General features: G+C 40.8%; 6 protein-coding genes. 1 reads left to right on the top strand and 5 read right to left on the bottom strand.

Annotated features, from left to right (window positions below; genetic code table 11):
• The first annotated feature begins 35 nt into the window (after positions 1-35).
• The gene (locus OWEHO_RS04945) at positions 36-1,556 is read left to right on the top strand and encodes a T9SS type A sorting domain-containing protein (RefSeq protein ID WP_014201371.1); all 1,521 of its coding nucleotides are present in this window, start codon (positions 36-38) and stop codon (positions 1,554-1,556) included.
• A 102-nt stretch (positions 1,557-1,658) separates the two neighbouring features.
• On the opposite strand, the gene clpB is transcribed toward OWEHO_RS04945, so the two are convergent.
• The 5 genes from clpB to OWEHO_RS04920 form a co-directional block, all read right to left on the bottom strand.
• Positions 1,659-4,277, bottom strand: coding sequence for an ATP-dependent chaperone ClpB (gene clpB, locus OWEHO_RS04940; RefSeq protein WP_014201370.1), 2,619 nt, complete (start codon positions 4,275-4,277; stop codon positions 1,659-1,661).
• 182 nt (positions 4,278-4,459) lie between these two features.
• Complete coding sequence (locus tag OWEHO_RS04935) at positions 4,460-9,376, bottom strand: T9SS type A sorting domain-containing protein (RefSeq protein WP_014201369.1); 4,917 nt, start codon at positions 9,374-9,376, stop codon at positions 4,460-4,462.
• Between the two features lie 98 nt (positions 9,377-9,474).
• A complete protein-coding gene (locus tag OWEHO_RS04930; protein WP_014201368.1) occupies positions 9,475-10,086 on the bottom strand; it encodes a fumarylacetoacetate hydrolase family protein in 612 nt (203 codons plus the stop codon).
• Positions 10,083-10,850, bottom strand: a complete 768-nt coding sequence (locus OWEHO_RS04925; protein ID WP_014201367.1) for a 3'-5' exonuclease — start codon at positions 10,848-10,850, stop codon at positions 10,083-10,085. The genes OWEHO_RS04930 and OWEHO_RS04925 overlap by 4 nt, the downstream gene beginning before the upstream one ends.
• 93 nt (positions 10,851-10,943) lie before the next feature.
• Complete coding sequence (locus OWEHO_RS04920) at positions 10,944-12,290, bottom strand: dihydrolipoamide acetyltransferase family protein (RefSeq protein ID WP_014201366.1); 1,347 nt, start codon at positions 12,288-12,290, stop codon at positions 10,944-10,946.
• Between the last annotated feature and the right edge of the window lie 130 nt (positions 12,291-12,420).

Here is a 12,420-nt window from a genome sequence, read left to right as displayed (position 1 = left end):
ATTGAAGCAAATAATTGTATTTAAAAATTGAGATTATGAGAAAAGCTTTACTCACACTTAGCCTTGCGGCTGCGGCATTTTTAGGTAATGCACAAACAATAATTTATGTAGATAAAGATGCTACGGGAATGAACAACGGAGTGTCTTGGGCCAGTGCCTACACCAGCCTTGAAAAGGCATTAAATGACAATACTGTTACTGGTGCTGAAATCTGGATAGCAGAAGGAACCTATACTCCGAGCTATTCTTATACCTTTTTTGATATAAGGCTGGGTGAAAAACTCTACGGTGGATTTAACGGTACTGAAACCAGTTTGGGCCAGCGCAATCCAGAACTCTACAAAACTATTTTAAGCGGAGATATTAACGGAGACGATGCCAATAATGTATTTACCGATAATGCACCCAGAATTATTAGGGTAATCCCATATGACCCTACTGGTACATTAAATGATGAAGAGGTGGTAGTACTGGATGGACTTACCATTTCGGATGCCTATAGCACTACAGATGCTGGTGGTGGAATAGGAACAGATTATCCAGGTGTTCGCCAAAAAGGACTGAGAATTAACGGCTGCATCTTTGAAAACAACACAGCGCTATATCAGTCTGCATTTAATTTCTATACCAGCCATGAGGCCCCGGTTTTAGAAGTGTCAAATAGCATCTTTAGAAACAATGTGAGCCATCAAGCCTATCTACTGGAGTTTAGAGTAAATAGTGTTATAGGGAACGCTAAGAAGGCCACTTTCATTAATAACCTCTTCGAAAACAATACTACTGGCTCTGCGGTAACAAGTGGCGGTGGCATTGGCGGAAGGTTTGTAAACCTTACCGTTGGCACATTTGACATTCAATACACCAACAATACTTTTGTGGGGAACAAAAATGATGCGGCCAACTTCAATAAGTGCCTATTTGTTTTAGAGCGTGGCGGTTCTGCGAATGCAGATATTATCATAGACTTCGATAATAACTTGTTTTACGAAAATGAGCATATAGATAATATCGCCATGGACAACAACAGTAATTCCAGTACAAAATACGTGGGTGCCAACTGCTTGAATAATGGTGGTGACTGGAATCAACTGAACAGTTTTGTAGGGAGTACTGTAAGTTCAACTTCACCTTTTGAGGATTATGCTGCAGGCGATTTCAGACCAACTGTAGCTTATGCCACGCAAGGCGATTCAGCATCTTACGAAAGTACATGGACAAATGTTGATTTGGCAGGTGAAGAGCGCAGAGATGCTGTAACCGGTAGTATTGCCATCGGAGCTTACCAGCCAAGAGTTAGCGGTGTTTCTTTGGTAGAAAGAGCTAGTGTTGATCTTACTATTTACCCAAATCCAGCTACCAACTATCTTACTATAACACAAACTGAAGATATTACAGAGGTAGCTATTTATAATATGTTTGGCCAGCGTATGCTTTCGCAGCAAAATGATTTTGGAGCAACCATGAAACTGGATATTGCTGATCTGCCAGCAGGAACCTATTTGATGCAAGCCAATACTCTGCAAGGACCACAAGCTGTACAGTTTGTAAAGAGATAATCCCCTTACCTAGTTTTGAGTTCCCCTTTTTCGGTCATGAGGACAGAATGAAAGGGGAACTTTTATATTAAAGTAAAAAAGCGCCCTAAGGCGCTTTTCTTTTTAGTCCATTTCAGGAAGTTCGGCCGGGGCATTTCTAAATACCAGACTGTCGTTCTCGGTGTCAATGAGTATCAATCCATCTTTGTCAACTTTGCCTGCCAAAATCTCTTTAGAAAGATGATTTAAGATACGTTTCTGAATAACTCGCTTTATTGGCCTTGCTCCAAACTGAGGGTCAAAACCAACATCGGCTAGGTAACTCAGTGCACTGTCTGAAGCATCAATCATGATTCCCTGCTTTTTCAGCAGTTTTTTCAAGCCATTGATTTGCAGTTTTACAATTTGCTTCACGTCATCTTTACCCAGAGGCTGGAACATGATCATCTCATCAATCCTGTTCAAAAATTCAGGACGAATGGTTTGTCTTAGCAACTGTATCACTTCATCACGGGTGTCTTCATACACTTCATGTCTATTATCATCGGTCATACCTTCAAATTTCTCTTGTATCAGGTGCGATCCGAGGTTTGAAGTCATAATAATAATCGTATTCCTAAAGTTCGCCACACGGCCTTTGTTATCCGTCAATCGGCCTTCATCCAATACTTGCAACAAGATGTTGAACGTATCGGGGTGCGCCTTTTCAATTTCGTCCAAAAGGACTACAGAGTAAGGCTTTCTGCGTACAGCTTCTGTAAGTTGTCCACCTTCATCATATCCCACATATCCGGGAGGCGCACCAATCAATCGGCTCACCGAATGACGTTCCTGGTACTCACTCATGTCTATGCGTGTAATGGCATTATCATCATTAAATAGATATTCAGCCAGAGCCTTTGCAACTTCAGTTTTACCAACTCCGGTGGTACCAAAGAATATGAAAGAACCAATTGGTCTATTCTGGTCTTGTAATCCAGCTCTGCTTCTGCGTACGGCATCAGATACAGCCATTATCGCTTCATTTTGACCTACTACACGCTTGTGCAGTTCTTCTTCCAGGCGTAGCAGTTTTTCACGTTCGCTTTCCAGCATTTTAGAAACCGGAATTCCTGTCCAACGGCTAATTACATCAGCCACATCTTCCGCGTCTACTTCCTCTTTAATAAGGGGAGAAGAAGACTGTTGCATGTCTTCAATCTGGCTTTCAAACTTTTTAAGACGCTCTTCAGCTTCACTCATTTTCCCATACCGGATTTCAGCTACTTTGCCGTACTCGCCACTTCGTTCAGCTTGGTCGGCTTCCAGTTTAAGCTTCTCAATATCATCTTTAGCTTGTTGAATTCCTTCTACCACCGATTTCTCTTCTTCCCATTTTGCGGTAAGGGTTTTACGCTGATCGTTGATGTCAGCCAAATCCTTCTTCAAAATTTCCTGTTTCGACTTGTCACCTTCACGCTTAATAGCTTCCAGCTCGATTTCAAGCTGCATAATCTTCCTATCCAGAATATCAATTTCCTCAGGCTTTGAGTTCATCTCCATCCTCAATTTAGAAGCAGCTTCATCAATAAGATCAATCGACTTATCCGGAAGAAAACGATCTGTGATATAGCGTTGCGAGAGCTCTACCGAAGCTAAGATTGCTTCGTCTTTAATTCTCACTTTGTGATGAGATTCATACTTTTCTTTAATACCTCGCATTATGGCAATAGCAGACTCTGTATCGGGTTCATCTACTATTACTTTTTGAAAACGCCTTTCCAGTGCTTTGTCTTTCTCAAAGAATTTTTGGTACTCGTTCAAAGTTGTGGCTCCGATGGCACGCAACTCTCCACGAGCCAATGCTGGTTTTAGAATATTTGCAGCATCCATAGCTCCATCACCACCTCCGGCACCTACCAATGTGTGTATCTCATCAATAAACATCACAATGCGTCCTTCCGATTCGGTAACTTCTTTTACTACAGATTTAAGTCTTTCTTCAAACTCACCCTTGTATTTAGCACCAGCTATAAGTGCACCCATATCCAAACTGAAAATCAATTTGTCTTTTAGGTTTTCAGGTACATCTCCGTTTATAATACGATGCGCCATTCCTTCTGCAATAGCAGTTTTACCTACACCAGGTTCACCGATAAGGATAGGGTTATTTTTGGTACGTCTGGAAAGGATTTGAAGCACTCTTCTTATTTCTTCATCACGACCAATTACGGGATCTAGTTTTCCGTCAGCGGCCAATTGATTGAGGTTTCGTGCATATTTTTCTAAAGCATTATAAGAATCTTCAGCGCTACTAGAAGTTACTCGCTGTCCTTTGCGCAATTCTTGTATGGTAGCTTTTAGATTTTTTTCTGTGATACCATTATCCTTCATCATTTGGCTAATACTATCGCCACCCTTAAAGATGGCCATGATGATGTGTTCCAATGAAACGTATTCATCATTCCATTCTTTAAGAGACGAAATTGCACGATTGAGTGTATCGCCAGCATATCGTGAAAACTGAATGTTGCCACCTTCCACTTTAGGGTAGGAGGTAATTATGCTATCCAGCGTTTGCTGAAATACATCAACATTTACACTTAGCTTTTTTAAAATAAAGGGGAGTATATTTTCATCTACATCAAAAATAGCTTTGAGCAGATGACCATTTTCCACAGACTGCTGCCCATGTTCCATGGTAAGTTGCTGGGCTCGTTGTAGAGCTTCCTGCGTCTTAATTGTAAACTTATTTTGATCCATTTGTTCAATTTTAAAATGCTAGTGTCAATTTTAGTTCCAATTGTAAATAAGGCTCCTTGCGCAGTCAATTTGACATAATATTTTGAAGTCAACTGAAATTTTGACGGAAGTTAAAAAAGAGAAAGCCCCGCTTCGAAAATTTCGAGCGGGGCCTTCTGATGTATTATAAAGAGAGGAGAAGCTTACTTAACCACAAGTTTTCGTGTTACAAGTTTACCTCCATATTCAAAGTTTACAAAGTAGACTCCTGCGCTCCAGTCAACAGTGCTAAACGATACTCTGTTGACACCTTCACCGAACGAAGCACTTCTACTTTCCATCAGCTGACCTACAATATTGTAAACTCTAATCTCTACATCCTGCGGAGTAGGGAATATGAAACTCAAATCTGAGTAGTCGGTAGCTGGGTTTGGAACCATATCACCAACAATAGCTTCAACGGGTAACTGATACTCATCTTCGCCAATAATTACATTAGGCTTAGCGCTTGATGTATCCTTAGTCCAGCAAAAGTCATCTATTACCCAACCTTTGCCTGTTAGATCATAATCAGAACCAAAACGGAAACGAAGGATTACTTTTCCATGATCCTGGAAAACGATTCTTTGAATTGCATTTTGCCACCCTGAAGTAGTATCAGTCCATCCTCCACGAATTTGATCAAGTGCAGTAACAAAATCTGTATTATACCAAGTGTTTACTCCTTTTTGTCTGTAGCCAATCGGGTACCAAGAAATACCTCCATCAAATGAGTATTCTACATTACCACCATCGTGGTATTTCTCAGATTGCATCCAGTGATAGAATTCCAACTTGTACTGAATTCCACTATCCACCTCAAACACAGGTGTGAAAAGTGCCGCTTGTTCAAGGTTATCATATCCAAATTTTCCTGTATGTGAATCTTTAAATGTGTCAGTAACTGCCCAAGCATTAGCCCCGCTATGTGCTGTGATCTGGCTAGGAGGGCCTTTTTCCCAACATTCATCCTTGTCAAACAAATCTATTGCATCCTTGTGTAGCCATTGGAATGTAGTTGCCGATTCAAAGTCTTCACAATACTCATCTTGCCCTGTAGCTGTAAAGTCTAGTTCAAGCATTACTGGAATATTGTCACAAAGTGTATCGTCATAAGGCTTTTGATCTGGCTTATTGTCTGGGCGAGAAGTATATACACATACATTGTGAGGGCCAGAAGTTACACTAGCCCCTAGCCAAGGGTACTTATAGGTCCATCTGTAAGTTTGATCTTTACCTAATTTACCACATTGAACCCAATGGATTGGTCCCAATGGAACATTATCAACTTCAACATATACTTGAAAAGAGTCAATTACTTTTTCCGCGGTATTTTTCACAGAAATACGTAGTTGTTGATCAAAACCAGGGAGGGGCAGTGGGCTTAGGGTTGTCACTTTAGTAGGTGATACACTATTTTGTTCAGGAATAATAATCTGAAAATCATCTATACCCATACCACCACGTGCGGCACTTTGCTGCATGCCTGGATCTGACGTAAACTCAAAACGAAGGGTAAGTGCTGCATTGGAGTCCAAATTGAATTGGTTCAATGGGTATTCAGTTTCTATCCAAGTACCATCTCCAGTACCTCCAGTCCACCCCGGGCCACCATTCAAGAGATTAATGGAAGGCTGTCCATTAGCACCACCATACCAGTTTTTACCTAAGTTGGCAGCAATAGTGTTTTCTCCAAGAATTTGCCATCCTTGGTTGAAGTAGTAACAGGTAGCAGCTACATTATAATTTGTACCGCCAGTACCACCATTGGAACCAAAATTCAAGTTCATGTAGAAATTTAGCTTAGCATTAACTACTGTATCAAACTCTTCATAAACAGGTGTTCTCAACCATTCTTTGGTTCCTACCAAGAAGTCGCCTTCTAGATTAGTAACCCAAGCATTACCACCACCTGTACGGTCGTCAGTAATAAGACCTGAAGTAGCTAGGCTGGGCTTGCCTTTTTCCCATTGCCAAAATCCTGAGTTTTGAGGTGAAAAACCTTTATCGTCATAATCACAGGTGTCAAAGTCGGTAAACCAAGCAATATCATATCTATTGTTTCCACCAATTATATTGCGACAGATAGTGTCATTAAAAGCAATGTTGTCAGCAGAGCCATTTGGTGATGTAACAAATACACACGCCTCAAACTCTCCAATTGGATATACAACTCCTGCGCTTGACATATCCACGGTCTTCACAGTTCCTTGCGCAATGCTTGGCCCATTATAATAATATTGATAGGTAGTAGGGGCGCTATTGCCACAAAGTGGAGTAATTCTAAAATTAACCGTACAGGTGTTAAGAGTTGTATTTCCAAAGTTGGCAATACTTACCTGAGGATCAGAAGTACCTGAAGGTCCTGCAACTGCACCTCTAGCCCCTGGGTTAATAATAGCAAAACCGCCAGCATCATTAGCATCTCTATCATAAATCATGATTTTATCAATGGCAAGGTTGGTTTTGTTTCCGGCTCCCTTTCTAATAGCGGCAAATCGAATTTTGATACTACCAGAGTAACTGCTCAAATCCACTCTATGTAGTTTCCAATTATCTAACTCTTTAGATTGCTGGCCAGCACCATTAATTGTACTTACGGTGGTCCAAACGTCAATAGGCTCATCTCCTTCAGAAACCTGTATTTGTAGTTTGTCAATGTCAGCACCATACATGTGGTAATAAAAATCTAAGACAGCATTGTGGCCTGTACCCATCGTGCTTAAATCAAGGCAAAGAGTACGTAAAAAAGTGCTTAATCCACCAGAAGTACCATTAGATTCCGCATATAGGTATTTACCTTCAAAGTGGTATCCACTATATGGACCTGTAGCTCTTTCAGTAGTCATTTCTTCATCCACCTGCCACTTAAAGTTGGTATTAAGGCCATCGTCAAAGTGCCAGTTATTATTACCTAGATTTTGAGTACCTACGGTACCGTTCTCAAAGTTTTCAATGAATGGGAAAGTAGTTATGGGTAATTCATACAGCAATTGATCACCCATAGCAGTATCATTATCATTATCAGCATCACCGACTGCAGCAGACCAAGCTGTAACCTGATGCGACCCGGGAGCAATGGTAGGGAATAAGTTAGTAAACGTATATGTTGCGGTGTCTCCTAATTGTAGAGCAGGACTAAGAGTTGCGGTTTCTTGGTATACAGTAGCGCTAGAGCTAAGCTTATAACGTACAGGTACCGAACTAAGCGAGTCACATCCATTATTTCTAATAACGATATCTACAGGTTGACCAGCAAAATCACAATATCCATTTTTAGGCTCTGGATTGGCAAGAACTTCTACATCTACCGGGTTTGGAGTAAAGATGCTTAAATCATCGATGGCTAAATCACCTCTTTTTAATGGGTATGATCCTCCGGTTGGTCTTACTCTAAATCGTACTGTAATATACTTTCCAACAAAATCATTAAGAGAAAATACGGCACGTTTCCATGCTGCTGTAGATGAGTTTTGCTGTTCATCTTTGAGGATTTTATAACCAGTTACTCTATCAGCTGGTATAGAAACAATACCCTGACCAGTATCAATATCAACCAATAATTCACCTATGTCTGAACCGAACATGTGATAGTAAAACTCAAATCCTAAGCAACCAGTTTGATTAGTGAGATCAATACAAGGAGTGGTGAATAGAGCAGGGGCACCACCTTGAATGGTTCCATCTGTTTCTACATACATATATTTACCAGCAGGGCCACCAGTCGTATGGTCTGCACTTGGGCCTGTATATTGAGAAGGTGTTCCTCCTGCGCCTACTGTCCATCCAAAAACATTGGGCGGAGTAGAGTTTCCTTGATAGTTTCTATTCCAATAAATGTTAGGAGTAGTTCCTTTATCATTTCCTCCAGCACCGATTACCCAATTTGGACCATCAAAATTTTCAGTCCAAGGGAAGGTTCTAATTACGTCCGGAGCAATGTTACAACTTGGTGCACCGCACTTACCAGGTAGACCTTTTTCTATAAAGAAGTTGTAAAAACCATTTCCATTGTAAGTAATATCTGGCATACGAGTTTCGTTAGGTGGGCAGCTCTTATCATAAGCCATCATATACCAATCTACATTGTCACCCACAGCAAGTGAGTTAAAAAAGCCACGATATTCCCCATTTGTACTGTTTATCAGGTCTAAACCAAATGTATCAAGCGTTCCTCCATTTACTTTGTAAACTACATATACACTATCTACTCCTGTATCATAGGATTTAGCAGCATCAGTAACCCTAGCAGCTACAGGATAGTTTGTTGAGACAAGTTCCGTTTGTCCACCTTCTGGGTTGGGGGCAAAACAGCTTGGGCCACCAGGTACACCTTGTGGAGAAAAAGCAAAATTAATTTTAGGAGGGTTGAGCTCACATGGAGCTCCAGTTACAAGAATATCATCTACAAACCAACCAGATGCATAATTTGTGGTGTTTATATTAATAGGGAAAAGGAAGCCTACTTTAAACCTAATCATAATACTATCGTAGCCTATATTATTCGCAATGTCTGATAAAACATCAGAAAGGTCATAGGTTTCTTTTTGCCACCAGCTTGGCAATGGAGTAGCGTAAGGATCTCCATTTACGGGGTCACCTTTCCATATATCATTCAAGTTAGCATATGAAACCTGATTAAAGTATCCAAGAGTTTGATAGTTAGGGGAAGCACCCTGATATGTGGTTGCTAGAGGAATGTTAGCCCATGTTTGTCCACCATCGATGGTATAGTCTAAAGAGGCTTGATTGGTAGAATAAAGTTTCGCGATATTCCAAAAGCTAAAGCTGATATAAGGTTTACCAGTAGCATCAATTGTATCGGTTTGCATATGCACAGTGTGCCCTGCAAGCTTTCCTTTTACATGGTAAGAGTTATTGCTGTTATAACCAAAGGTGTCAATGACAGCCCATTTGGGAGGTGTACCTTGAGTTCCTGCAATAGAAACACCCTGAGTAACTTGCGCATCACTACTATCCGTAGGTATGTTTTCAAAGGAGTTAAAGTACAGTGTATCTTTTTGCGCTGAAGCAGCAAATGCAAAAAGGGAAATGGAAAAAAGGAGTAAGAACTTCCTCATATCGGTGAAATTAAATTGAATTATAAACTACGCTAGACCCACAAAGATAAAAAGTCATAGCAATTGGCAACACACTATTTATTAATAGCGCGTTGTTGTTATTTAACGTTTAGTTTTAGCAACGTTTGATTATTGAGCATCAATTGCAAAGTATCATCTTTGGCAACTGCGCCCACACCAGCAGGGGTGCCTGTAAAGATTAAGTCGCCAATCTTGAGTGTAAAGTATTGAGACACGTATTCAATCAATTTATTTATCGGAAAAATCATGTCCTTTGGATAGCCTGTTTGGCAGCGGATTTCATTCTTATCTAGCGTAAATTCTGCTTGATTTAAATCACCTACATCGCTAAGCTTTACAAATTTGCCAACAGCGGCAGATCCATCAAAGGCTTTTGCTTTTTCCCAGGGCAGTCCTTTTTCCTTTAGCTTTTGCTGAAGATCCCTTGCGGTAAAATCAATACCAAGAGTAACTTCATCATAATATTTATAAGCAAATTTTTCCTGTATGTTTTTACCAATCTTATTGATGCGAACCACCAATTCAGCTTCATAATGCACATCGTTGGTAAAGTCTGGGATAAAGAAAGGATTGCGCTTTGGCAGAATGGCCGTTTCGGGTTTCATAAAAATGACGGGCTCGGTGGGCACTTCATTTTTTAGTTCCTTGGCGTGATCTGCGTAATTACGGCCTACACAAATTATCTTCATGACTGCAGCTTACTCAGTTTGATTTCAGTTAATACCTTTTTAGTATAAAGCGGAAAATCTGCATTTTGCATCCAGCCGTAGTAGCCAGGGTTTTCATCAAATACTTCTGCCACCGGGCGGTTTCTGTATTTACCAAAACTAAAACAGGCCACATCATCTTCATTAAGGATAATAAAACCGGCAAAGTCTACCGCTCTAAAACGGTTGCTAAAGTCAGCCAGCATTTCTATGTCATTTTCCAAATCGTCATAACGATCAAGCTGAGCTTTCAGGATTTCATATGTTGCCAAAGTATCCGCTTCAGCGGTATGCGCATCAGTCAAATCTTTACCACAGTAAAACTTATAAGCAGCACTTAGCGTACGTTGCTCTTTTTTGTGAAAGATGTTTTGAACGTCAACAGCTCTGCGCTTGCTAAGGTCAAAGTCAATTCCTGCGCGAAGAAACTCTTCAGCAATCATGGGGATGTCAAACTTATTGGAGTTGTAGCCACCCAAATCAGAATCCTTAATCATGTCGTGCACACGATGCGCCAATTCCTTAAAGGTTGGTTCGTTGGCTACTTTCTCGTCAGTGATACCGTGAATTGCTGATGTTTCTGCCGGAATTGGACGTTCCGGGTTTACCAACCAAGTCTTACTTTCTTTATTTCCGTTTGGGAATATTTTGAGTACACCAACTTCTACAATTCTGTCGGTAACCACATTTACTCCGGTGGTTTCGAGGTCAAAAAAGCAGATGGGGCGTTTTAATTTAAGTTCCATGATGGGAATGTAATGGGTTTATAAAAATCATCCCGCTCGAGGCGGGATGAATAAGGTTGTGCAATATAAGTTTTTGTAAGAAATAACTTCTCTTTAGAAATCGCGATTCGGATCGAAAGCTTCTAAGTAATCAGCTACTCTTTTTACAAACATTCCGCCAAGGGCTCCATCAACCACACGGTGGTCGTAAGAGTGTGACAAGAACATTTTATATCTAATACCGATGAAGTCTCCTTCTGGAGTTTCAATCACTGCTGGTTTTTTATTAATACTACCAGTGGCCATAATAGCTACTTGTGGCTGGTTGATGATTGGCGTACCCAATACATTACCAAAAGTACCTACGTTGGTTACAGTATATGTTCCACCTTGAATATCATCTGGCTTAAGTGCGTTGTTACGTGCACGGTTAGCCAAGTCATTTACCTTTTTGGTAAGGCCAACAAGGTTCAACTGATCTGCATCGTGAATAACAGGAACGATAAGGTTTCCACTTGGCAGAGCAGCGGCCATACCTATATTGATATGCTTTTTCTTAATGATATTGTTTCCATCTACAGAAACATTGATCATTGGGAAATCCTTAATAGCTTTTACAATAGCTTCGATGAAAATAGGAGTGAAGGTGATGTTTTCGCCTTCGCGCTTCATGAATTCGCCTTTCACTTTCTTTCTCCAGTTCCAAATGTTGGTTACGTCAGCTTCTACAAAAGAAGTTACGTGCGGAGAAGTGCTCTTAGACATTACCATGTGATCGGCAATCTTCTTGCGCATACGATCCATCTCAATGATTTCATCGTCAGCACCAATAGAAACAGGAGCGGCCTGAGGAGCTGGTTTTGCAGCAGCTTGTGGCTGTGCAGCAGGCTTAGCAGCCGGAGCAGCACTTGGGGCCGGAGCCGATGCTGGAGCACCTGAACCACGGTTTTCTATATAGCTAAGAACATCTTTTTTAGTAACGCGACCTTCGGCACCGCTACCTTCTATTGAGTCAAGTTCGCTAACGGCTACACCTTCTTCTTTTGCAATATTGCGAACGAGTGGTGAGTAAAAACGACCGTTAGAATTGCGAGGAATATCTTCTGTTTGCTCTTGAGCAGCAGTTACCATTTGCTGAACTTCAGCTACAGCAGGCTCGCTTTTTGGAGCTTCAGTTTTGGTTTCGGCAGCCGGAGCAGCACCATTTTCGCTAGCACCACCTTCGGTTTCGATAATAGCGATTGGATCACCAACCTTTACTACATCATCTTCACCAAAAAGTTTTTTCAAAAGGACTCCTTCAGTAGGAGAAGGCACTTCGCTGTCTACTTTATCGGTAGCGATTTCAAGAACAGACTCTTCCATGTCAATGGTGTCACCTTCTTCTTTTAGCCATTTTATGATAGTAGCTTCTGCTACACTTTCGCCCATCTTGGGCATTATCAGTTCAACTTGTGCCATATTCGTTTAATAAAATATTATGTTTCTCTGAAAAGGAGTGCAAAGGTAAAAAAATAGAGGGCTATTTGACGGAGCTTTACTCACCGGAAAGAAAGCGTTGTAAAAGATAAGGTTGTAAATTTTATAAAGC

The sequence above is a fragment of the Owenweeksia hongkongensis DSM 17368 genome (assembly GCF_000236705.1).
In the GTDB taxonomy this organism is placed as follows: domain Bacteria; phylum Bacteroidota; class Bacteroidia; order Flavobacteriales; family Schleiferiaceae; genus Owenweeksia; species Owenweeksia hongkongensis.
Note: the sequence above shows the minus strand (reverse complement) of the source record. Positions and strands in the feature narration are given on the sequence as shown.

What these genes read in the sequence shown, in the direction of transcription:
- clpB (WP_014201370.1), bottom strand. Translation starts at nt 4,277, where the DNA reads ATGGATCAAAATAAGTTTACAATTAAGACGCAGGAAGCTCTACAACGA.
- OWEHO_RS04925 (WP_014201367.1), bottom strand. Translation starts at nt 10,850, where the DNA reads ATGGAACTTAAATTAAAACGCCCCATCTGCTTTTTTGACCTCGAAACC.
- OWEHO_RS04935 (WP_014201369.1), bottom strand. Translation starts at nt 9,376, where the DNA reads ATGAGGAAGTTCTTACTCCTTTTTTCCATTTCCCTTTTTGCATTTGCT.
- OWEHO_RS04930 (WP_014201368.1), bottom strand. Translation starts at nt 10,086, where the DNA reads ATGAAGATAATTTGTGTAGGCCGTAATTACGCAGATCACGCCAAGGAA.
- OWEHO_RS04920 (WP_014201366.1), bottom strand. Translation starts at nt 12,290, where the DNA reads ATGGCACAAGTTGAACTGATAATGCCCAAGATGGGCGAAAGTGTAGCA.
- OWEHO_RS04945 (WP_014201371.1), top strand. Translation starts at nt 36, where the DNA reads ATGAGAAAAGCTTTACTCACACTTAGCCTTGCGGCTGCGGCATTTTTA.